The 21,164-nt window shown below is 74.2% G+C and carries 18 protein-coding genes; 3 read left to right on the top strand and 15 right to left on the bottom strand.

What is annotated here, in order from left to right:
- Nucleotides 1-109: 109 nt before the first annotated feature.
- The 11 genes from AKI01S_RS01980 to AKI01S_RS01930 all read right to left on the bottom strand — a co-directional run bounded on the left by AKI01S_RS01980 (nt 110) and on the right by AKI01S_RS01930 (nt 12,722).
- Nucleotides 110-1,438, bottom strand: a complete 1,329-nt coding sequence (locus AKI01S_RS01980) for a pectate lyase family protein (protein WP_067811644.1) — start codon at nt 1,436-1,438, stop codon at nt 110-112.
- 31 nt (nt 1,439-1,469) lie between these two features.
- Nucleotides 1,470-2,741 carry a Gfo/Idh/MocA family oxidoreductase gene (locus AKI01S_RS01975; RefSeq protein ID WP_218009525.1) on the bottom strand — a complete coding sequence of 424 codons (1,272 nt, stop codon included), beginning with the start codon at nt 2,739-2,741 and terminating at the stop codon, nt 1,470-1,472.
- A gap of 73 nt (nt 2,742-2,814) precedes the next feature.
- Nucleotides 2,815-4,149, bottom strand: a complete 1,335-nt coding sequence (locus AKI01S_RS01970; protein ID WP_067811643.1) for an ABC transporter substrate-binding protein — start codon at nt 4,147-4,149, stop codon at nt 2,815-2,817.
- 118 nt (nt 4,150-4,267) lie between these two features.
- Nucleotides 4,268-5,839, bottom strand: coding sequence for a glycoside hydrolase family 43 protein (locus AKI01S_RS01965; protein ID WP_067811641.1), 1,572 nt, complete (start codon nt 5,837-5,839; stop codon nt 4,268-4,270).
- Entirely contained in the window at nt 5,836-6,681 is an 846-nt protein-coding gene (locus AKI01S_RS01960; RefSeq protein WP_067811640.1) for a DUF6807 domain-containing protein, read from the bottom strand. The genes AKI01S_RS01965 and AKI01S_RS01960 overlap by 4 nt, the downstream gene beginning before the upstream one ends.
- A gap of 127 nt (nt 6,682-6,808) precedes the next feature.
- Nucleotides 6,809-7,948: a Gfo/Idh/MocA family protein gene (locus AKI01S_RS01955; RefSeq protein ID WP_067811638.1), complete on the bottom strand. Its 1,140-nt coding sequence runs from the start codon at nt 7,946-7,948 to the stop codon at nt 6,809-6,811.
- Nucleotides 7,945-9,042, bottom strand: coding sequence for a mandelate racemase/muconate lactonizing enzyme family protein (locus AKI01S_RS01950; RefSeq protein WP_067811636.1), 1,098 nt, complete (start codon nt 9,040-9,042; stop codon nt 7,945-7,947). Before AKI01S_RS01950 ends, AKI01S_RS01955 begins: the two co-directional genes overlap by 4 nt.
- Nucleotides 9,039-9,950 carry a 5-dehydro-4-deoxyglucarate dehydratase gene (locus tag AKI01S_RS01945; protein ID WP_067811635.1) on the bottom strand — a complete coding sequence of 304 codons (912 nt, stop codon included), beginning with the start codon at nt 9,948-9,950 and terminating at the stop codon, nt 9,039-9,041. The genes AKI01S_RS01950 and AKI01S_RS01945 overlap by 4 nt, the downstream gene beginning before the upstream one ends.
- Nucleotides 9,950-10,864 carry an NAD-dependent epimerase/dehydratase family protein gene (locus AKI01S_RS01940; RefSeq protein ID WP_067811633.1) on the bottom strand — a complete coding sequence of 305 codons (915 nt, stop codon included), beginning with the start codon at nt 10,862-10,864 and terminating at the stop codon, nt 9,950-9,952. The genes AKI01S_RS01945 and AKI01S_RS01940 overlap by 1 nt, the downstream gene beginning before the upstream one ends.
- On the bottom strand, nt 10,861-11,793 hold the full coding sequence (locus AKI01S_RS01935) for a carbohydrate ABC transporter permease (RefSeq protein ID WP_067811631.1): 933 nt from the start codon (nt 11,791-11,793) through the stop codon (nt 10,861-10,863). Before AKI01S_RS01935 ends, AKI01S_RS01940 begins: the two co-directional genes overlap by 4 nt.
- Nucleotides 11,790-12,722 carry a carbohydrate ABC transporter permease gene (locus tag AKI01S_RS01930; protein WP_245681441.1) on the bottom strand — a complete coding sequence of 311 codons (933 nt, stop codon included), beginning with the start codon at nt 12,720-12,722 and terminating at the stop codon, nt 11,790-11,792. Before AKI01S_RS01930 ends, AKI01S_RS01935 begins: the two co-directional genes overlap by 4 nt.
- Before the next feature lie 290 nt (nt 12,723-13,012).
- On the opposite strand from AKI01S_RS01930, the gene AKI01S_RS01925 reads away from it, so the two are divergent.
- The 3 genes from AKI01S_RS01925 (at nt 13,013) to AKI01S_RS01915 (ending at nt 16,211) form a co-directional block, all read left to right on the top strand.
- The gene (locus AKI01S_RS01925; RefSeq protein ID WP_067811630.1) at nt 13,013-14,005 is read left to right on the top strand and encodes a LacI family DNA-binding transcriptional regulator; all 993 of its coding nucleotides are present in this window, start codon (nt 13,013-13,015) and stop codon (nt 14,003-14,005) included.
- A gap of 9 nt (nt 14,006-14,014) precedes the next feature.
- Nucleotides 14,015-15,052, top strand: coding sequence for an aldose epimerase family protein (locus AKI01S_RS01920; RefSeq protein WP_067811625.1), 1,038 nt, complete (start codon nt 14,015-14,017; stop codon nt 15,050-15,052).
- 154 nt (nt 15,053-15,206) lie between these two features.
- Complete coding sequence (locus tag AKI01S_RS01915) at nt 15,207-16,211, top strand: LacI family DNA-binding transcriptional regulator (RefSeq protein WP_067811623.1); 1,005 nt, start codon at nt 15,207-15,209, stop codon at nt 16,209-16,211.
- Between the two features lie 25 nt (nt 16,212-16,236).
- On the opposite strand, the gene AKI01S_RS01910 is transcribed toward AKI01S_RS01915, so the two are convergent.
- The 4 genes from AKI01S_RS01910 to AKI01S_RS01895 all read right to left on the bottom strand — a co-directional run bounded on the left by AKI01S_RS01910 (nt 16,237) and on the right by AKI01S_RS01895 (nt 21,065).
- Nucleotides 16,237-17,076 carry a sugar phosphate isomerase/epimerase family protein gene (locus AKI01S_RS01910; RefSeq protein WP_067811622.1) on the bottom strand — a complete coding sequence of 280 codons (840 nt, stop codon included), beginning with the start codon at nt 17,074-17,076 and terminating at the stop codon, nt 16,237-16,239.
- A complete protein-coding gene (locus AKI01S_RS01905; protein WP_067811620.1) occupies nt 17,073-18,281 on the bottom strand; it encodes a dihydrodipicolinate synthase family protein in 1,209 nt (402 codons plus the stop codon). Before AKI01S_RS01905 ends, AKI01S_RS01910 begins: the two co-directional genes overlap by 4 nt.
- Nucleotides 18,281-19,444, bottom strand: a complete 1,164-nt coding sequence (locus AKI01S_RS01900) for a Gfo/Idh/MocA family protein (RefSeq protein WP_067811619.1) — start codon at nt 19,442-19,444, stop codon at nt 18,281-18,283. Before AKI01S_RS01900 ends, AKI01S_RS01905 begins: the two co-directional genes overlap by 1 nt.
- Before the next feature lie 127 nt (nt 19,445-19,571).
- Nucleotides 19,572-21,065 (bottom strand): alpha-L-fucosidase, encoded by a 1,494-nt coding sequence (locus AKI01S_RS01895; RefSeq protein ID WP_067811617.1) that lies wholly within the window; start codon nt 21,063-21,065, stop codon nt 19,572-19,574.
- Nucleotides 21,066-21,164 lie beyond the last annotated feature (99 nt).

Raw genomic sequence — 21,164 nt, 5'->3', positions numbered from 1 at the left:
CCCCTCCCAACGGACAAAACATTCTTTTCAGAAATACAAGGGACGCTCACCGTAATGAATTCGCCATCGAAACCCTTTTTCCATGATCGGGTCGATCACGGACCACGGTTCAGCGCCGAAAAAGTGGATCTTTCTGGCCGAGGCGTCCCGCGCCGGCGCGGAGGGCGACGACGCGGGGCACGTCCTTCGCGCGGTGCACGGTCCGCCGCAGCATCGGCGTCCAGCCCACCTCGTCGGACAGGTCGGGGTCGTGGGCCTCGTTGTGGGCGGCCCGCAGGTCGACCGGCGCGCCGTTGACGAGGTTGCCGACGGTACGGATCGCGGTGCCCTTCCAGTTCTTGACGATCTGGCCGGGGCCGATCCCGGTGGGCAGGGTGAACGCGTTGTGCTCGGCGACGATCGCCGACCGCACCCCCGCGCCCAGGCTGTAGGAGTAGCCGTCGGCCGTGGTCTGGACGTAGTGGTTGTTGTAGACGTCGACCTGCCCGTACCGCACGCGCGGCACCCGCTGGCCGAGGTTGACGAACGCGTTGTGGTGGAAGGTGACCCTCAGGTGGCCCGCGTCGGTGGTCCGGGAGTCGCTGTTGCCGACCAGCGAGGTCTTGTCGTGGTCGTGGAAGCGGTTCCAGGAGGCGGTGACGTGGTCGCTGGCGTCGATGACGTCGAACAGCCCGTCGTGGACCTGGTAGGGCTCGCCGAAGTAGCGGGGCTGGGCCGAGTCGGGGTTGCCGCGGTCGTTGAGGGTGGTGTGGTCGAGCCACACGTGCGTGGCGCGGGCCAGGGTGACCAGGTCGTACTCGGAGTTCCAGGCCCCGTTGGCGCCGTCGGTGGGATCCCAGGCGGGGAAGCAGTCGTGGGCGTCGCTCAGCTCCAGGTTGCGGATGATGACGTTGTCGACGTTCTTCAGCATCAGGTTGGCCCCGGTGATCCTCGCCCTGCCGAGGCCGATGAGGGTGGTGTTGGAGCCGACGGGGATCCGCACGCGGGCCGCCTGGCGGGCCTGGGAGGCGGCGCGGGCCTCCTCCAGCGGCCCGGCCGGGTCCCGGCGTCCCCAGGTGGCCGGGTCGTAGGCCTTGAGGTAGGCGTCCAGGGTGTAGCCGTCGGTCGCGTAGTCGTCGCAGGTGAGGCGCCTGCCCTGGTCGTCGGTGTTGGCGTCGAGTGAGCCCCGCACGTAGACGATCTTGGGGGTGTTCCCGGCGACCGCGCGGGCCAGCTCGTTCCGGTTCCGGACGACGAAGACGTTCTGCCGGGTGGCGGCCGCGCCGCCGGTGGTGCCGCCCTCGGCGGCGGCCCAGCCGTCCCCGGCGGGCAGGGTCTGGCGGCCCGGCGGAACGCGGTGGGGCGCGGCCGAGGCGGAGGGGGCGGACAGGGCGAGGGGGGCGGTCAGCGCCCCGGCGGCGCAGACCGCCGACAGGGCGAGGGAGAGTCCGGTGCGCATGGCGCTCCTCGGGGTGGGGGCCGTCGCCGGATCACAGCAGGTCGGCGACGGGCACGGGCATGCCGGTGGTGAAGGACCGGTTCGCGGCCAGTCCGGTGAGCAGGGCGTTGACGCCGTCGCGGGGGGTGGCCAGGGTCTCCCGGCCGGGGGCGTCCGGGTCGAACAGGGCGGCCAGCAGGCGCCGGTCGCCGCCGCCGTGGCCGCCGGACTCGACCGCGACCTCGACGTCGCGGGGCGGCTCCCACAGCGGCCGGACCCGGAGCCGGTGGGACGCGGCGTCCAGGTGCGCGTGCGCGCCGCCGGGCTCGGCCCACTCGCTCTCGGTGACGTCGAGTTCGAGGCGGCCGCCGGTGCCGTTGAACGCGACGCGGTAGCCCTCCCACGGCGCGTAGGCGGTCAGGTGGTAGGTCATCGTCGCGCCGGTGTCGTAGGTGACGACCAGCGCCATGTCGTCCTCGATCGAGATGTCGTCGGCGAAGACGTTGCGGTCGCGGACGTAGCCGTCGTCGGGTTCGGCGTCCAGGTAGAGGGCGCGCAGTTCGGGGTCGTCGTCCAGGTGGAGGGCGAACGGGTCGCCGGCGGCCTCGGGGCTGCCGTGGGCGCGGGCGTAGTCGCGGCGCAGGCCGTGGCGGACGCCGTTGCGCTCGCCGTAGAACGCCAGCCTGCCCGCGCCGTAGACGGTGACCGGGGCGGCGTCGAGCCACCAGTTCACCAGGTCGAAGTGGTGGCCGGACTTGTGCACCGCCAGGCCGCCGCTGCTGGCGCGGTCGCGGTGCCAGCGGCGGAAGTAGTCGGCGCCGTGCCGCACGTCCAGCAGCCATTCGAAGTGCACCGACAGCACCCGGCCGATCGCGCCCGCCGCGAGCAGGTCGCGCACCGCCCGGTGCAGCGGGTTGAAGCGGTAGTTGAACGCCACCGCCAGGTCGCCGCCGGTGCGGTCGGCCGCGTCGAGCACGCGGCGCGCCTGCCCGGCCGTGGTCACCATGGGTTTCTCGGTGACGACCCGGCGGCCCGCCTCCAGCCCGGTGAGGATGTGGCGGGCGTGCAGCGCGTCCACGGTGCACACCACGAGGGTGTCGACGCGTTCGGCGTCGAGCATCCGCGCCACGTCGTCGGGGTGCCAGAACGTCGCCGGCGGCCTGCCGTGCTCCTCGGTGAGGATGCGGTTGTGCAGTCTCGCCCGGGTGGGGTTGACGTCGCTGAGGGCCACGACCCGGGTGTGGTCGCGTTCGGCGAGGGCCCGGGTGTACATCCGGGCGCGGGCTCCGGTGCCCACGATCGCCACCCGCTGGGGGTCGGACACGGGTTCTGCTCCTTGACGGGGGTGAGGGGGCGGCGGGCCCGTTGCGGCACCGGGCCCGCCGCGGTCCGGAGGGTCAGTTGCCCCGGCGCTGCTTGTACTTGGCCTGGGCCTCGTTGAGCTTGGCGGCGAGCTGGTCCAGGAAGTCCTTGGCCGACATCTGGCCGAGCAGCACCTTCTGGTACAGCGGCTCGCTCTCGGCCTTGGTGATGGCGTTGAACTCCGGCAGGTGGTACGGCATCTGGACGATCTTGGTCTGGGGGTCGTTGAGGACCTTGACCGCCGTCTCCAGCGTCGCGTTGCCCTTCACCCACCCGGCGGTGGCCGACTCGGTGTTGGCCGGGATCTGGCCGACCTTGGAGTTCCACAGGTCGTTCATCTCCTTGCCGGAGACGAACTCGGCGAACTTCCAGGCGGCGTCCTTGTTCCTGCTCTTCTTGAAGATCGACAGACCGCCGACCGGGTTGGACAGCAGCACGTGCGTGCCGTCGGGCGAGGGGGGCACGGGGGTTCCGGCGAACTTGCCCGCCAGCGCCTTCTGGTGGTCGATGTAGGAGCCCAGGTTGTGCTGCATCATGCCGATGCTGCCGCCGTCGAACTGGGCGTTCATCTTCAGGTAGTCGTTGTTGACGTCGGCGCTCGGGGTGTTCTTCTTGTACAGCGCGACGGTCTTCTCGACGGCGGCGACGTTGCGGGGGTCGTTCACCGTCGTCCGGCCCGAGGCGTCCCAGAAGGTGGGGATGCCGGACTGGGCGTAGGCGAACTCCAGCGCCTGCGCGATCGACCCGGCGCCGCCGCGGATGGTGAACCCGAACCGGTTGTCGCCGGCGTCGGTCAGCTTCTCGGCGGCGGTGTAGAAGTCGTTCCAGGTGGTCGGGGGCTTGAGGTCCTTCTCCTTGAACCAGTCGGACCGGTACCACACGATGCCGGTGTTGGTGGTCTGGGGCAGCTCGTACAGTTTGCCGTCGGGTCCGGCGGCCTTCACCAGCTCCAGCAGCTTCGGCGACAGCTTCCCGTTGAGGGAGCTGCCCGCCAGCCGGTCGTCCAGCGGGTCCAGGGCCTGCTGACCGGCCACGTTGGCCAGCAGCGAGGTGGACATCAGGCCCACGTCGGGGGTCCCGCCGGAGGCGATCGCGGTGTCGTACTTCTGCTGCGCCTGCGCGATCGGGAACGAGACGTACTTGACCTTGATGTCGGGGTTGCGGTTCTGGAACTCCCGGATGATCTGCTGCCAGACGGGGGTGCCGGAGGCGCTGGCGTTGCCGTCCCAGAAGGTGATCTCGCCCTTGCCGCCGGACGAGCCGCCGGAGCCGCCGCCGCACCCGGCCAGGGCGAGACAGGCGGCGACGGCGACCGCCGAGGCTGCCGTGAGCCGGGACCGGAGTCCGGGCAGGGGGCCGCGTCGAGACATCGTCGTTGTTCCCTTCCTGAATGACGCGGTCGGTGCCGCGTCGGCCTGTGGTTGCCCCCGATTTCGGTGTTCTCGGTCCCTCAGCCGCCGCCCGCGGGGCGGCGCGCGGAACGCGCGGTCACGGCAGGTGCTCCTCTCCCGCCACCCGGAACGCCCCGAAGTCGGCGCGGCCCGCGGGGCGCGCGTCCCCGGGCGCGGCGGCGAAGATCCCCAGGGACGCGCCGACCCAGCGTCCGGGGGTGGCGGTGAACGTCCCGCCCAGCAGCCGCCATCCGTCGCCGGTGTCGGCCAGGAACGCCACCCGCGCGCCCTCGGTGACCCGCGCCATCAGGCGGACCTCCGTGCCCGGCGGCACGGGGACCGGGGGCGCGGCGTCGCGTTCGCGGTCGTCCTCCCGGGACGCGACGCGGTGCACCAGGACCGGTCCGCCGCCGGTCTGCTCCAGGCCGATCCAGGCGTAGGAGTCGCCGAGCACCGTCAGGCCGGCGCGGGCCCCGGGGACGCCGCCGGCCAGCGTCACGCCGGTGGTCGCGGTGAACGCGGGGGCGGGCAGGCGCTGGGCGAGCACGTTGGGCAGGCGGCGCAGGTCGTCCACGGCGGCGTCCGGGCGGCAGGCCAGCCGCAGCCGCCCCGGTGCGGGCAGCTCCCACCACGCCGGGTCGGGCCGGGCCTGCCAGGACCACTGCGGGCCGGGCGCGGTCCCGGTGAAGTCGTCGCCCGTCGCGGGGGCGGCGGGCGGGCCGTCCGCGCCGGTCGCCGGTTTGCGGTGGGAGGGCACGGGGGTGCCGTCGGCTCCCAGGACGGGCCAGCCGTCGTCCCGCCGCCAGCGCATCGGCTGGAGGTGGACGACGCGGCCGTGGGCGCCGCGGTCCTGGAAGTGCAGGAACCAGTGCTCCCCGCCGGGGGTGTCCACCCACGCGCCCTGGTGCGGGCCGTTGACGTCGCTGTCGCCCTGGGCCAGCACGATCCGGTGCTCGTAGGGGCCGAACGGGTCGCGGGCGCGGAACGCCGACTGCCAGCCGTGCGCCACTCCCCCGGCGGGCGCGAAGATCCAGTACCACCCGTCGCGCCGGTACAGCTTGGGGCCCTCCAGGGTGCGGCAGCCGGGGATGGCGTCGCCGTCCACCACGACGGTCCCCTCGTCGAGCAGGCGGTCGCCGTCCGGGCTCATCCGGTGCAGGGTGAGCCGGTTGTTGAAGCCCGCGCGGCTCCTGGCCCAGGCGTGCACCAGGTAGGCGCGGCCGTCGTCGTCCCACAGCGGGCACGGGTCGATCAGGCCGCGTCCCGCCTTGAGCGGGCGCGGGCGGCTCCACGGCCCGGCGGGGTCGGCGGCGGTGACGACGTACAGGCCGTGGTCGGGGTCCGGGTAGAAGATCCAGAACAGCCCGGCGTGGTGGCGCAGGGCGGGGGCCCACACGCCGCAGCCGTGCCGGGGCGCGGTGTAGGCGCCGGCCGGTTCGGGCTCGGGCAGCGCGTGCCCGACGATCGTCCAGTTGACGAGGTCGCGGGAGTGCAGGACCGGCAGGCCGGGCACCCGGTGGAAGCTGGAGGCGGTCAGGTAGTAGTCGTCGCCGACGCGGATCGCGTCGGGGTCGGACCAGTCGGCGTGCAGCACCGGGTTGCGGTAGGTGCCGTCGCCGAGGTCCGCGCGCCACGGGAGGGCGGCCGTCGGGCTCGCGGTTCCGCTCACAGCTCCTCCAGGAGGGGATCGACGTCGTCGGCGGCGAGGGTCCCGTCGGCGACGAGCGTGACGACGCGGCGTTCCGCCGTGGCGCCGTTGCCGAGCGTCAGCGGCTCCTCCCAGGCGAGCGCGGAGCCGACGCCGGGGTACTCGGCGGCGCGGACGAACCAGGGGTCGTGGCGGGTGGCGTCGTCGCCGCCGGCGAACGCCAGCGTCCACGGCCTGCCGTCGGCGGCGGTCCCGGTCATGGCGAGCCAGCGGGCGACCGCGCCGTGGGCCTTCTCCTCGCCCTCGGCGTCGGGGGTGAACACGCGCAGGTCGGCGGCGGTTCCGGGGGCGCGCCAGAAGAAGCCGCCGTACCCGGCGCCGGGGCGGCCGTTGGTGGCGCTGCTGCCGACGCGCAGCGGGCCGCCGGACACGTTGGTCAGCCGGAACGTCAGGTCCAGCGCCCAGTGGTCCCCGGCGGGGCGGGCGGTCACGTCGCGCTGTTCGCGCAGCACCACCGCGCCGTGCCGGTCGATCCAGGCCAGGGACTCGCCGAACGCGTCGGTGGCGCGGCGCGTCCAGCTCAGGTGCCGCTGGACGCCGTGGTTGTCGCGCCAGACCGGTCCCCGGCCGCGCACGTAGCTGCGACCGCCCCAGAAGTTGCGGCCGCCGACGTCGGCGATCGCCACGCACGCGCCCAGGTGGTGGGGGTGGTCGGCGGGCATGACCTCGGTGACCTCGACGCCGCCGAGGGTGCGCACCGGATGCAGGTAGGGGCGCGGCGACAGCCCCTCCGCCAGGTACGCGCGCGTCACGTACCGGGCGACCCGCCGCCCCGCGACGGTCAGTTCAACCGACTCGCTCATGGCGCCACCCGGTCTGGACTGAGGAGTGTGAAGATCGGGAGCTTACGAGCGATCGGGTAAGCGACGAGAGAGGACCTGGCGTTCCAGCGCCAGGACCCGCCGCGCGGAGGCGCGGTGATGAGCGGGCTCATGGGTGGTCCTTCCTCGCCCAGGGGATGTCCAGTTCGGAGAACAGGGCGAGGCGTTCGGCGCTGGCGGCGACGTGCTCGACCGCGCCGGGCAGGATCCGGCGGGTCACCCCGCCCGCGACGGTCACGTGCTGCTGCTCGGCGGTGATCGGGCGCGGGTCGGGGGCGGTGCGCACCGCCTCCAGCACCCGCATGAACGCGGCCGTGCGGTGCAGCGGCACCAGCGGCTCGGCCTCGCCGTCCAGGTGGTCGACCAGGTTCGACAGCAGGTCGGTGCGGGTGCAGGTGAACGTGTCGGTGGTCCCGTCCCGCTCCAGCTCGACCCGGTCGAGGGTGTAGGTGAGGGTGATGCGGCCCCGGTCGCCGTGGATCAGCAGGTAGGGCTCGTTGCGGCCCGGCGCGCACAGGGTGACCGCGACGGTGACGACCGTTCCGCGCGCGGTGCGCAGCCGCAGGCATCCGGTGTCGTCGGCCTCGATCGGGTGGGCGCGGTACAGCTCCACCTCGATCGCGTCGACGTCGCCCGCGCCCTCGCTGCCGTCGACGGCCAGCGCGGTGGCCAGGGCGTGCGCGAACGGGTTGGTGAGCGCCCCGTCGGCGACCGCGACGCCGCCGACGCTGCGCCGCCCGGCCCAGGGCGCGCGGGCGTAGTAGGAGGAGTCGCGGTGCCAGGCCCCGGCCGCGCCGATGCCGCGCACCCGGCCGATCGCGCCCTCGGCGACCAGCTTCCTGATCACCGGGATGGCGCCGGACCCCAGGCTCTGGAAGCCCACCTGGCAGGCGCGCCCGGACTCGGTCACCCCGGCGAGCGTCCGCTCGAAGTCGGCGTAGGTCGCGGCGGGCGGCTTCTCCAGCAGCACGTGCGCGCCGTGGGCGACGGCGGTGAGGGTGAGGTCGGCGTGGGTGGGGATCGGCGTGGCCACGATGGCGACGCGCGCCCCGGTCCGGCCCAGCAGGCGGTCCAGGTCGGCGGACTGCTCGGGAACGCCCAGCCCCTCCAGGTCGACCGCGTCGACGGGGGTCAGGTCGCAGATCCCGGCCAGCCGCACCCGCCCGGCGGCGGTGAGCGCGCGCAGGTTGTCCAGGTGCCAGCGGCCGTGGCCGTGCGCGCCGACCAGCACCACCTCGACCGGGCTCATCGGCGCGCCCCCGGGTCGTGCCGGGTGGCCGCGAGGACGGCCTCGTCGAAACGCAGGCCGAGGCCCGGGTGGTCGCCCGGGTGCGCCAGGCCCTTCTCGATCCGCACCGGGGGCGGGCCGGCGAGCAGGCCGAGGGCGGCGAACGAGGCGTCCTCGACGTCCTCGACCATCGCCGGGAGCGGCAGGCAGCACGCCAGCTGCCCGGACAGGTCGGGCAGCAGGTGCGGGTGGACCGGGACGCCGAACGCGCGGGCCAGCTCGGCGATCCGCAGGAACGGGGTGATCCCGCCGGCCCGCACCACGTTGGGTTGCAGCACGTCGCAGGCCCCGGCGGTGAGCAGGTCGCGGAACTGCCGGACGGTGTGGGTGTTCTCGCCCAGCGCGACCGGCACGCCCGCCGCCGCCCGCAGCCGCGCGTAGCCCTGCACGTCGTCGGCGGGCAGCGGCTCCTCCAGCCACGCGGGGTCGTAGGGGCGCAGCGCCTCGGCGGCCCGCAGGGCGCGGTACAGGTCCCAGCGCTGGTTGGCGTCCAGCATCAGCCGCACGCCGGGCCCGACCGCGTCCCGCACGGCCGCGACCCGTGCCACGTCCTCGGCCAGGTCGGGCAGCCCCACCTTGATCTTCACGGCGGTCAGGCCCGCGTCGGCCCAGCGCCGCGCCTGGGCGACCAGCTCCTCCAGGGTGTAGTGGCGGTTGACGCCGCTGCCGTAGACGGGGGCGGTGGCGCGGCGGCGGCCGAGCGCGGCGGTCAGGCCGTCGGCGGCGGCCAGGTCCCACAGCGCCAGGTCGACGGCGGCCAGCGCCATCGTCGTCAGGCCGCCGTACCCGGCCTCGTGCAGCCGCCACGACAGCGCGTCGAAGGCGACGGCCGGGTGCGCGGGCAGGCCGAGCGCGGCCTCGCGCACGTCGGTCTCCAGCAGGGCGCGCACCGCCGCGCCGCCGACGTTGGGCGCCCAGGAGAAGCCGGTTCCGGTGCGGCCGTCCCCGGTGGTCAGCCGGGTGACGACCAGCTCGACGAAGGTCCGGCCGGGCTCCCAGGGCCGGGTCATCGGGACCCGGTGCAGGGTGCTGGCGAGGTCGGCGATGACCGTCATCGGGCGGTCCCGGCGATCGACAGGCCGGTGCCGAGGAGGCGTTCCAGCTCGGCGAGGTGGTCGGCGGCCGGCTCCACCAGCGGCGCGCGGACCGGGCCGACGTCGAGGCCGCGCAGCCGGACGGCGGCCTTGACCAGCGACACCGCGTAGCCGGGGACGCTGCTGCGCAGCTCCACCAGCGGGGCGTAGAAGTCGGCCAGCAGCCGCCCGGTCAGCTCGGTGTCGCCCTTGTCGAGGGCGGCGCGGAACGCGACGGCGACCTCGGGCGCGAAGCAGAACACCGCCGAGGAGTACAGGTCCACGCCGATGCCCCGGTAGGCGGGCTGGGTCAGCTCGGCGGTGGGCAGGCCGTTGAAGAACGTGAAGTCCGGGCCGATCGCGCGGCGGACCGCCAGCACCACGCGGGCCATCCGGTCGATGTCGCCGACACCGTCCTTCAGGCCGGTCACGCCGGGGATCCGGGCGAGCTCGACGGCGGCGCCCGGGTCGAGCACCACCCCGCCGCGCTGGTAGAGGATGACCGGGATGCCAGCGGCCCCGGCGACGGCGGCGACGTAGGCGCGCAGCCCCTCGCCCGGGCCCTGCGCCAGGTAGGGCGGCATGAGCAGCAGCCCGTCGGCCCCGGCGTCGGCGGCCTGCCGCGCCTGCTCCAGGGCCGCGCCGAGCGGGCCGCCCGCCCCGGCGACCACCGGGACGGCCCCGGCGACGGCCGTCACGGCGGTGCGGACCGCCAGGTCGTGTTCGGCGGCCGACAGGCTGGGGAACTCCCCGGTGCCGCAGGCCACGAACACCCCGCCGGGCCCGTGCGCCAGGCCCGCGCGGACGTGCTCGGCCAGCGCCCCGGCGTCGACGCCGCCGCCGGCGCCGAACGGCGTCACCGGGAAGAACAGGACTCCGCTGAGCTGCATCAGATCTCCATCGCGAGTTCGGTGCGCCAGCTGCGCTTGGGCTGCCAGCCGAGCAGCCGTTCGGCCTTGGCGCCGGAGAAGGCGGGGGCGGTGCCGGTCAGGGCCGCGGCGTGCGGCGCGGTCGCGGGCACGACGCGGGGCAGCAGGTCGGCCAGGGGCTCGCGGGCCAGCGCGTCGCCCGCGCCCGCGAAGAACACCTCGCCGTTGGGCAGCTCCGGCAGCGCGTCCAGCAGCACGCGCACCAGGTCGGCGGCGTCGCGGGCGTCCACGTAGTTGAACAGCGACACCCCGCCGAGCTCGGGCCGGTCCAGGCGTTCGGCGATGCCGTGGCCGCTCTGGGTCGGCGCGCCCCGCCACTCCTCGGGGGCCACCACGAAGCAGGGCCGCACCGCCGCCAGCCGGGTCCGGTCCCCCGCCGCGGCCGCGAACATCCGCATCGTCTGCTCGGCAGCTAGCTTGGACAGGCTGTAGGCGTTCCAGGGCTCGGCCGGATGGTCCTCGTCGATCGGCAGGTAGGACGGGGACCAGCCGTGCGGCGCGCCGTAGCCGATGACGGTGGGACTGCTGGCGACCACGACGCGTTCCACGCCGGTGTGGACGGCGGCCTCGCAGACGTTGAACGCCAGCTGGGTGTTGACCCGGTAGGTGAGCGCGTCGGTGCGGCTGAACGGGGTCGCGATCGCCGCCAGGTGGACCACCGCGCGCGGCCGGAACCGGGTCAGCGCCCCGTACGCCTCGCCGAGGTCGGTCAGGTCGGCCGGCAGCGCCGTCGCGCACGCCTCGGGGGTGCCGGGCGCGGGGTCGATCCCGACCACCTCGTGCCCGGCGGCGGCCAGGTCGGCGACCACGCTGCGGCCGAACCGGCCCGCGCTGCCGGTGACCAGCACCCGGCTGCCGGGCTCCAGGGCGCTCATCCCTTCACCGCCCCGGCGCTGAGGCCCTTGACCAGGTACCGCTGGATGAGCGCGAAGATGATGATGACCGGGACGGCCGCGACGACGCCGCCCGCCGCCAGCGAGCCGAGGTCGCTGCCGGACTCGCCGATGGTGTAGCTGAGCCCGACCGGCACCGTGTACTTCTCCTGGTCGCTGAGGAACATCAGCGCGAACAGGAAGTGGTTCCAGCTGTGGATGAACGCGAACGACCCCACCGCGATCAGCCCGGGCCGCAGCAGCGGCAGCACCGTGACCAGGAACCCCCGGAACCGCGAGCAGCCGTCCACCCAGGCGGCCTCCTCCAGCTCCCGCGGCACGTTCCTGATGAACCCGCTGAGCAGGATCAGCGACAGTGGCAGCTGGAACACCGTCTCGGCGACGATGACGCTCCAGAGGCTGTTGACCAGGCCCACCGTCTTGAAGATCTCGAACAGCGGGACCAGCATCAGCGCGCCGGGGATGAACTGCGTGCACAGCATCGCCAGCAGGAACGCCTTCTTGCCGCGGAAGTCGTAGCGGGCCAGGCCGTAGCCGCCGGCGAGCGCCACCACGGTCGTGGCGACCATCGACACCAGCCCGACCTTGAGGCTGTTGGCGAAGTAGACGCCGAACCCGGACTCGTTCCAGACCCGGAGCAGGTGGTCCAGGGTCAGCGGCCAGGGCAGCAGGCCGGTGGTGCCGCTGGGCCGGAACGCGTACAGCAGCATCCAGTAGAACGGCACCAGCGTGAACGCCAGGTACAGCCCGAGCGGGACCCAGATCTCCCAGGGGCGGGCCCCGTCGCGCCCGCGCCGCCGGGGCGCGGCCCTGCGCACCGGTTCCTTCGCGGCCGGGGCGTCCCGGCCGACGGTGGGCGTCCCGGTGTCGGCGGGGCCGCCGGTCGCCGTCGTGGTCGTCGACCGGGTCATGTCCGGTCACCTCCGAACTTGCTGAGGCGCAGGTAGAGGATCGAGCAGAAGAGCAGGATGAAGAACGCCGCCGCCGTCAGCGCCGAGCCGTAGCCGAACTCGTGCGCCACCGTCGCCTTGTGCGCCACGTACAGCGGCAGCGTGGTGGTCTGGTTGGCGGGGCCGCCGTTGGTGAGGGTGTAGAGGAGGTCGACGTTGTTGAACTCCCACACCGCGCGCAGCAGCGTGGACAGGATGATGGCGTCCTTCAGGTGCGGGAGCGTGATGTGCCAGAAGCGGCGCAGCCGGGACGCGCCGTCCACGGCGGACGCCTCGTACAGGTCCCTGGGGATGCTCTGCAGGTCGGCCAGCAGCAGGATCGCGAAGAACGGCACGCCGCGCCACAGCTCGGTCAGCACCGCCGCCGGGAACACCGCGCCCGGGTCGGCCAGCGGCGACGAGCCGTGCTGCCCCAGCCCGAGGTCGGCCAGGTACCTGGTGAACCCGGTGGTCGGGTTGTAGAGCAGCACCCAGATGCTGGTGGTGAGCACGCCGGACACCGCCCAGGGCGAGAACACCAGCGCCCGCGACAGGGCCCGGCCGACGAACGACTCGTTCACCAGCAGCGCCAGCCCCAGGCCGAGCAACAGCTGGAAGCCGACGGTGGCCGCGACCCACTTGGCGCTGAACCCGAGGCTCTGCCAGAACAGGGCGTCGCCGAACATCTGGCGGAAGTTGTCCAGGCCGGCGAAGCCGTTGTCCCACGGCTTGGTGACGTTGTAGTGCTGGAGGCTGTAGTAGAAGACGCTGGCCATCGGGTACACCAGGAACCCGATCATCAGCAGCACCGCGGGCGCTATCAGCGCGTATGGCGTGCGGGGCCCGCGCGTGGACCGGCGGCGGCCGCGCCCGGCCACGCCCTCGGTCACGCTCAGGTCGGCGGTTGCCACGAGCGCCTCCTTCGTGCGAGTTCGGCGACCGAGCCGGGAAAGCGCTTACTCAACGGCGCCTCGGGACCGGCCCGACCTTCGGGGACGGGGGAACGACGGGGAACGGGGGTGGAAAGGGCACGTCCGGACGGCGACGGGGGGTGTGGGCCCCGTCACACCGCAACCGGTTGCAGGAAACATTGGCGTCATCCGGGCGAAACGTCAAGGCCCAGTTTGCGACAATGAGTTCCGGCCTTTGCTTCGGTTGCAACCGGTTGCATAATGGCCACGCCCCGACGAGAGGACTCCCCTTGGCCGTAACGATCCGTGACGTGGCGCGGGCCTGCGGTGTGCACGTCTCCACGGTGTCGCGCACCTTCTCGGCGCCCCACCTGGTCAACCCGGAGACCCGCACCCGCGTGCTGGCGGAGGCCGAACGGCTCGGCTACCGGCCCAACCGGGCCGCCCGCGCGCTCACCACCGGCCGCACCCACAACATCGGGCTCATCGTCGCCGACATCGCCAACCCGTTCTTCCCCCCGCTCATCAAGGCCGCCCAGGCGCACGCCCGGCTGCGCGACTACCACGTGTTCGTCGCCGACACCGACGAGGACCCCCGGGTGGAGGAGGAGCTGATCCAGACCTTCTCCAAGCAGGTGGACGGGGTGCTGCTGTGCAGCCCCCGGCTGTCGAACCGGGCGATCGACCGGCTGCGCCGGGACGTGCCGTTCGTGGTGGTGAACCGGCCGGTCAGGGGGCTGCCCGCGGTGCTGATGGACGTCGCCGACGGGGCCCGGCAGGCGGTCGGGCACCTGACCTCGCTCGGCCACCGCGAGCTGGCGCTGCTGACGGGCCCGTCCGGCTCCTGGAACAGCGGCCTCATCCAGGACGCGGCCGAGCGGGCCGCGGCGGAGGCGGGCGCGCGGCTGACCGCGCTCGGCCCCAACGCGCCCACCGAGCAGGGCGGGCTGCTGGCCGCGCCGGAGGTGCTGGCGGCCGGCGCCACCGGCGTGCTCGCCTACAACGACCTGATGGCGATCGGCCTGCTGGAGGGCCTGGAGGAACGCGGCGTCGCGGTCCCCGGCGACGTCAGCGTGGTCGGCTTCGACGACATCATGCAGGGACGGCTGGCCCGGCCGAAGCTGACCACGGTGGCGATGCCGACGGTCGCGGCGGGCCGCACCGCCGTCGACATGCTGCTGCAGCAGGTCGGCGCCGAGGAGGCGGGACCCTCCGTGACGAGCCTGCAGACGACACTGGTCGTCCGCGAGTCCACCGCCGCGCCCGCGCGGCTTCCCCGGTGAGGACCCCTGATGAGCGAGAAGTTCGGAACCCTGCCCGACGGCACCGCCGTGCACCGCCACACGCTGGAGAGCGGTTCGGGGCTGCGCGCCCGGATCCTCACCTACGGCTGCGTCGTCCAGACGCTGGAGGTCCCCGGCCGCGACGGCGGGCGCGCCAACGTGGTGCTCGGCTGCTCCACCCTGGAGGACTACCTGACCAGGAGCCGCTACTTCGGCGCGGTCGTCGGCCGGTACGGCAACCGCATCGCGGGCGGGCGGTTCCGGCTCGACGGCCGCGAGCACCGGCTGCCGGTCAACAACGGCCCCAACAGCCTGCACGGCGGCGAACGCGGCTTCGACAAGCGCGTCTGGGAGGTGACCGGTTCCGGCCCGGACCGCGTCACCCTCGCCCGCGTCAGCCCCGACGGCGAGGAGGGCTATCCGGGGACGCTGCGCGCCGAGGTGACCTACACCCTCACCGACGACGCGCTGCGGATCGACTACCGGGCGACCGCCGACGCGCCGACCGTCGTGAACCTCACCAACCACTCCTACTTCAACCTGGCCGGGGAGGACTCCGGCGACGTGTACGGCCACGTGCTGACCGTCGAGGCCGACCGGTACCTGCCGGTGGACGGGCACCAGATCCCCACCGGGAAGATCGCGCCGGTGGAGGGGACCCCGTTCGACTTCCGCGCGCCGCGCGCCATCGGGGAGCGCCTCCGCGACCCGCATCCGCAGCTGCTCGTCGGCAGCGGCTACGACCACACCCTCGTGCTGCGCGACGCGCCCGCCGACGCGCCGCTCCCGGCGGCTCGCGTGGAGGAGCCGGGGTCGGGCCGGGTGATGGAGGTGCTCACCACCGAGCCCGGCGTGCAGTTCTACTCGGGCAACTTCCTCACCGGCTCGGTGGTCGGGACCGGCGGGCGCGCCTACCGGCAGGGCGCGGGGTTCTGCCTGGAGACCCAGCACTTCCCCGACTCCCCCAACCAGCCCGCGTTCCCGTCGACGGTGCTGCGCCCCGGCGGGACGCGCGTCTCCACGACGGTGTTCCGCTTCTCCTGGTGACGTCGTCGGTGCCACGGCCGCCCTCCTCGTCCCGGCCGCTGGTCGCCGGGGAGGGCCCGGAAGGTCGCCGCGCGGCGGGGACTTCCTCTGGAAAGCGCTTACCACGGTAGGGTGTCGGCACAGCGCCGTCCGACCGTCGCACCAGGGGGACCGAGTGATCACGCTTGAGGACGTGGCCCGCCGCGCGGGGGTCTCCCTCGCCACCGCCTCACGCGTGCTGAACGGCAGCAACCGCCGGGTCGGCGCCGCGCTGCGCCAGCGGGTCGAGCGGGCCGCCGCCGAGCTCGGCTACGAGCCCGACGTGACCGCGCAGACCCTGGCCCGCGGGTCCAGCAACGTGGTCGGGCTGGTGGTGCACGCGCTCACCGACCCCTACTTCGCCGCCCTGGCCGAGGGTGCGATGCGGGCCGCCGACCGGCACGGCTGCACCGTGATGATCGGCGCGACGCACCGCGACCCCGAGCGGGAGATCTCCCTGGTGTCCACGCTGCGCGCGCAGCGGGTCCGGGCGGTGGTGCTGGCCGGGTCCCGCACCGCCGACCCGGCCGTCACCGAACGCCTCGCCACCGAGATCGAGCGGTACCGCACGGCCGGCGGGCGGGTCGCCTGCGTCGGGCAGGACCGGCTCGGCGTGGACACGGTCGCGCCCGCCAACCGCGAGGGCGCGGCGGCGCTGGCCCGCGCGCTGGCGGAGCTGGGGCACCGGCGGTTCGCGGTGCTGGCCGGTCCGGAGCGCCTGCTGACCGCCGCCGACCGCACCGAGGGGTTCGCCGCGGCCCTGGCCGACCTCGGCCTGCCCGCGCCGCGCGTGGTCCCCGGCGGGTTCGACCGCGACGGCGGGCACGCGGCGGCGGGCGCGCTGGTCGACGCCGGGCTGGACGACGTCACCTGCGTCTTCGCGGTCAACGACGTGATGGCGGTCGGGGCGCTGGCGGCGCTGCGGGAGCGGGGCGTGGACGTTCCGGGGACGCTGTCGGTCGCCGGGTTCGACGACATCGAGACGCTGCGCGACCAGGTGCCCGCCCTGACGACGGTCCGGCTGCCGCTCACCGCGATGGGCGAGCGGGCGCTGGACCTGGCGCTGGAGGAGCGGGAGCGGCCGAGCGTCGAGAGCGTCGCGGGCGAGGTCGTGCTGCGCGCCAGCACGCGGCGGGTCTGACCCCGCCCGCGTCGGGAGGGGGCGGTCAGCCGAGGGCGGGCCGCACCAGGGAGTCGAAGCGCGCCCGGACGGTCGCCAGCACCTCGTCGGGGTCGGCGGCCCACACGTCGGCGTTGAAGATCTCGACCTCGACGTCGCCGGTGTAGCCCGCGTCCCGCACGGCCTCGGTCAGCGGCCCGAACCCGATGACGCCGTCGCCCATGATCCCCCTTCCCAGCAGCGCGTCGGCGGGCAGCGGGTGGATCTGGTCGCACACCTGGTAGCCGGCGATCCGGTCGCCCGCCCGCGCGATCTGCGCGGGCGCCTCGGGGTCCCACCAGACGTGGAAGGTGTCCACGACGACCCCCACGCGTTCGGCGGGGTACGGCTCGGCCAGGTCGAGGGCCTGCTTGAGGGTGGACAGCACCGCGCGGTCGGCGCAGTACATCGGGTGCAGCGGCTCCAGCGCGAGCCGGACGTCGCGTTCGGCCGCGTAGGGGACCAGGGCGGCCAGGGCCTCGTCGACCCGGCGGCGCGCCCCGGCGAGGTCGCGGGAGGCGCGCGGGCCCGGCGGCTGACCCGGCGTGACGCCGGGCAGCCCGCCGACGACCATGACCAGGCACGCCGCGCCGAGCTCGGCGGCCTCGTCGATGGCCTCGCGGTTGTCGCGCGGCCAGGTGTCGCCGGTGAGGAACCCGCCCCGGCACAGGGAGGACACGCGCAGGCCCGCGTCCCGCACGAGCTTGGCGGTGGCGGCCAGGCCGTGCTCGGCGACCTTCTCCCGCCACAGCCCGATCGCGGGGAGGCCGTGCCGGGCGCAGCCGTCCACGGCCTCGGCGACCGACCAGCGCCGGGTCGTCCACTGGTTGAGCGACAGCCTGGTCATCGGTCCACTCCGTAGGTCGCGAGGAGGGCGCGCATGCGGGCGACGGCGCGGCCCGGGTCGGCGAGCAGCCCCGCCGCGTCCGCCAGCCGGAAGACCTCGGCCAGGTGGACGACCGAACGGGCGCCGTGCGCGCCGTTGACCATGGCGAAGGCGTCCTGGTGGCCGTTCAGCCAGGCCAGGAACACGATGCCGGTCTTGTAGTGGTAGGTCGGCGCCTCGAAGATCTTCCGCGCCAGCGGCACGGTCGGCTCGAACGCCGCCCGGTAGGCGTCCGCGTCACCCACGTCGAGCGCGTGCAGCGCGGTCGCGGCGGCCGGGGCGATCGCGTCGAAGATCCCCAGCAGCGCGTCGCTGCCACCGGCGATCAGGTCCGGGTAGTGGAAGTCGTCCCCGGTGTAGAGGCGGACGCCGTCCGGCAGGCGCTCGCGCAGCCACACCTCGCGGTCGGCGTCCAGCAGCGACACCTTCACGCCGTCGACGTGCGCGGCGTGCTCGCCGACCAGTGCCAGGAAGTGCCCGCACGCCTCGTCCAGATCGGCCGAGCCCCAGTATCCCGCCAGGTTCGGGTCGAACATCTCCCCCAGCCAGTGCAGGATCACCGGCCGGTCGACCTGGCGCAGCAGCGTGCCGTAGACCTCCCGGTAGTCCTCGGGGCCGCGGGCGACGCGGGCGAGCTGGCGGCTGGCCATGAGGATGATCCCGGCCCCCGCCGCGCGGACCGTCTCGATCTGCTCCTCGTAGGCGGCGACGACCGCCTTGAGGGAGTCGGCGTCCGGGACGTGGTCGGTGCCCGCGCCGCAGGCGACCAGCTCGGCCGGGTCGCCGACGGCGGCGGCCTCGGCGGCGGAGCGCCGGACCAGCTCGGCGGTCGCGGCCCAGTCCAGGCCCATGTTGCGCTGGGCGGTGTCCATGGCGTCGGCCACCCGCAGCCCGTGGGACCACAGGTGGTGGCGGAACCGCAGGGTGGCGTCCCAGTCCACCGTGGCGGGGCGGCCGGGGCCGTTGTCGGCGCGGGGGTCGGCCACCACGTGGGCGGCGGCGTACGCGACGCGGCTCGCGGGCGGCGCGGCGGGACGCGGCCAGTCCACCGGGTCGCCGACGGCGTGCTCGGTCAGGCCGCCCCCGGCGGTGGGCAGCCAGAGCGTGCGCCCGGGTCCGCCCGGCACGGTCCGCGCGCGGAGCCGGCGGTGCTCGCGACCGATCATCACGCCTCCCCGCCGAAGTCGATCGGGGTCAGCTCGACCCGGCGGCCCTCGGTGGACGACAGCAGGCCCGCCTGGGCGAGCTGCACGCCGCGCGCCCCGGCGGCGAAGTCGTAGGGGAACGGCTCGTCGGCCGCCACGTGCCGCACGAACATCTCCCACTGCGTCTTGAACCCGTTGTCGAACTCGGCGTTGTCGGGCACCTCCTGCCACTGCTCCCGGAACGGCTCGGTCGCCGGCAGGTCCGGGTTCCACACCGGCTTGGGCGTGGTGGAGCGGTGCTGGACGCGGCACCGCCGCAGGCCCGCCACCGCGCTGCCCTCGGTGCCGTCCACCTGGAACTCCACCAGCTCGTCCCGGAACACCCGCGTGGTCCAGGAGGAGTTGATCTGCGCCACGACCCCGCCCGCCAGCTCGAAGATGCCGTAGGCGGCGTCGTCGGCGGTCGCGTCGTAGCGGCCGCCCGCCTCGTCCCAGCGCTCGGGGACGTGCGTGACCGCCCGCGCGGTGACGGCCTCGACCCGGCCGAACAGGTTCTCCAGCACGTAGTGCCAGTGCGGGAACATGTCCAGCACGATCCCGCCGCCGTCCTCGGCCCGGTAGTTCCAGCTCGGCCGCTGGGCGGCCTGCCAGTCCCCCTCGAACACCCAGTAGCCGAACTCCCCGCGCACCGACAGCACCCGTCCGAAGAACCCGCCGTCGACCAGCCGCTTGAGCTTCAGCAGCCCCGGCAGGAACAGCTTGTCCTGCACCACGCCGTTCTTCACCCCGGCGGCCCGCGCGGTCTTGGCCAGCGTGATGGCGTCCTCGAGGGTCTCGGCGGTGGGCTTCTCGGCGTACACATGCTTGCCCGCCTCGATGGCGCGCGTCACGGCCCCGACGCGGGCGGAGGTCACCTGGGCGTCGAAGTAGACCTGGTTGGCCGGGTCGGCCAGCGCCGCGTCCAGGTCCGTGGTCCAGTCGGGGATGTCGTGGCGTCCGGCCAGGTCGCGCAGCTTGGCCTCGCTGCGGCCGACGAGCACCGGCTTCAGCAGGACCCGCTCGCCGGTGGGCAGGGCGACGCCGCCGGCGGAGTTGATCGCCAGGACGGAGCGGACGAGGTGCTGGCGGTAGCCCATGCGGCCGGTCACGCCGTTCATCACCACGCCGAGGGTGCGGGTTGTCATCGGGTCCCTCCCGGGATCATCGTTCGAACAGGCGGCGGGAAAGCGCTTTCCGTACGGTGAGACTAAGCGACGGGGCGCACGCCCCACAAGTGGCCGGGCGCGTGCGCCGCCGTCGGCGCGGGTGCGGTTACAGGGGCCGGGGCCTGCGGTTCAGTCCGCCGCAGTCGATCTCGCTGACGACGGCGGGCCCGCCGCCCACGGTCGCCCGCGCCTCCAGCCGGACGTGGCGGGCCGTCACGGGCCGGCGGAGGCGGACCAGCTTGTAGGCGTGGTCGGCGGCCCACCGGCCTTCGGCGACGGGCCGGAAGCGCCTGCCGTCGACGCTGGTCAGCACCCGGTATCCGGTGATGTTGCCGGTGGTGACGAACTCCTCGAACGAGCCGGGCGTCCGGGTGTCCTGGCGCGGGAGGTAGCCCACGGCGTCGATGCCGGTGAACACCCGGCCCAGGTCGAGGGTGGCCGCCTGGGGCAGGGGCGTGCCGGACGTCCAGAGGGTCTGGTCGGCCTGGCCGTTCCAGCCGTAGTCGCTGTGCCCGTCCACGGCGGCCGGGGCGTCGGAGGCGACCGGGGTGAGCGGATGGCGCAGCACGTCGGGCTGGGCGGGCAGCGGGGGGCGGGTCCGGTCGGGCCGCCACGCGCGGCCGACCTCCCGCAGCCTGGTCACGACCTCGTCGTCCAGCAGGCCGCGCGGGTTGGGCGGGCAGTTGAGGATGAAGGTGCAGTAGCGCTGTTCCAGCGGCGTGAGGTGGCCGTCCACGATCTGCTCGGTGCTGAGCAGGGTCGCGGGCGTGGAGGGGTGCCAGAACCACCCCGCCGGGGAGACGGTCTGCCCCTGCGAGGCCGCGAGGGTGTTGCCGGGCGGGCAGAACACGCCGCCCTTGGTCTCCTCGATGAACAGCAGGTCCGAGTGCCACGGCACGGTCAGCCCGTTGAGGTCGAGCACCAGGCAGTCGGGTTGCAGGGCGGCGATGTGCGCGCGGATCTCGCCGAACGGCACGCTCTGGTGCCCGAACGCCCAGTGCCACGCCCAGCCGTCGAGGATCAGCAGGGGGACCGGCCCGTACCCGGTGAGCAGCTCGGTGAGCTGTGCCTTGACGAACTCGATCCGGTCGCGGGTGATCGGCGGCCGGTCGTCGAAACCCTTGGGGCCCACGCCGTTGGTGCGGTCCCAGATCGAGAAGTACAGGCAGGGGGTGACGCCGCGGGCGCGGAAGGCGCGCATGTACTCGCGGACGATGTCGCGCTTCACCGGGCTGTCGGCCACGGTGTAGGGGGTGTGCCGGGACGGCCAGAGGCAGAACCCGTCGTGGTGCTTGGCGGTCAGGACGGCGAACCGCATCCCGGCGGCGCGGGCGGCGTCGGCCCACTGGCCGCAGTCCAGGTCGGTGGGGGCGAACGAGGCGGGGTCGCGGTCGGGCTCCACCCATTCGGCGTCATGGAACGTCCCCATGTTGAAGTGCAGGAACATGCCGAAGCGCCAGTCGACGAAGCGCTTTTGCAGGGCGTGGCGGTTGCCGGGGGCGAGGGCGGGGGGCGGGGCGGCGGCGTGGGCGGACGGCGGGGGCAGCGCCGCCGCCCCGGCCGCCAGCGCGGAGGCCGCCAGGAATCCGCGTCGGTACATCGGGGCTCCTTCGCGTCGAGAGCGTGTCGAAGCGCTTCGATGCCGTGATCGTAGATCTCGTGTGAGCCACGACACAAGGGCCCCGCCGGGGCGGCGGCC

The organism is Actinomadura kijaniata NBRC 14229 (assembly GCF_001552175.1).
GTDB classification, from domain to species: Bacteria; Actinomycetota; Actinomycetes; order Streptosporangiales; family Streptosporangiaceae; genus Spirillospora; species Spirillospora kijaniata.
Note: the sequence above shows the minus strand (reverse complement) of the source record. Positions and strands in the feature narration are given on the sequence as shown.

Coding starts and splice junctions, on each gene's coding strand:
- AKI01S_RS01980 (WP_067811644.1), bottom strand. CDS start 1,438: ATGCGCACCGGACTCTCCCTCGCCCTGTCGGCGGTCTGCGCCGCCGGG.
- AKI01S_RS01970 (WP_067811643.1), bottom strand. CDS start 4,149: ATGTCTCGACGCGGCCCCCTGCCCGGACTCCGGTCCCGGCTCACGGCA.
- AKI01S_RS01960 (WP_067811640.1), bottom strand. CDS start 6,681: ATGAGCGAGTCGGTTGAACTGACCGTCGCGGGGCGGCGGGTCGCCCGG.
- AKI01S_RS01955 (WP_067811638.1), bottom strand. CDS start 7,948: ATGAGCCCGGTCGAGGTGGTGCTGGTCGGCGCGCACGGCCACGGCCGC.
- AKI01S_RS01950 (WP_067811636.1), bottom strand. CDS start 9,042: ATGACGGTCATCGCCGACCTCGCCAGCACCCTGCACCGGGTCCCGATG.
- AKI01S_RS01945 (WP_067811635.1), bottom strand. CDS start 9,950: ATGCAGCTCAGCGGAGTCCTGTTCTTCCCGGTGACGCCGTTCGGCGCC.
- AKI01S_RS01940 (WP_067811633.1), bottom strand. CDS start 10,864: ATGAGCGCCCTGGAGCCCGGCAGCCGGGTGCTGGTCACCGGCAGCGCG.
- AKI01S_RS01935 (WP_067811631.1), bottom strand. CDS start 11,793: ATGACCCGGTCGACGACCACGACGGCGACCGGCGGCCCCGCCGACACC.
- AKI01S_RS01920 (WP_067811625.1), top strand. CDS start 14,015: ATGAGCGAGAAGTTCGGAACCCTGCCCGACGGCACCGCCGTGCACCGC.
- AKI01S_RS01910 (WP_067811622.1), bottom strand. CDS start 17,076: ATGACCAGGCTGTCGCTCAACCAGTGGACGACCCGGCGCTGGTCGGTC.
- AKI01S_RS01905 (WP_067811620.1), bottom strand. CDS start 18,281: ATGATCGGTCGCGAGCACCGCCGGCTCCGCGCGCGGACCGTGCCGGGC.
- AKI01S_RS01900 (WP_067811619.1), bottom strand. CDS start 19,444: ATGACAACCCGCACCCTCGGCGTGGTGATGAACGGCGTGACCGGCCGC.
- AKI01S_RS01895 (WP_067811617.1), bottom strand. CDS start 21,065: ATGTACCGACGCGGATTCCTGGCGGCCTCCGCGCTGGCGGCCGGGGCG.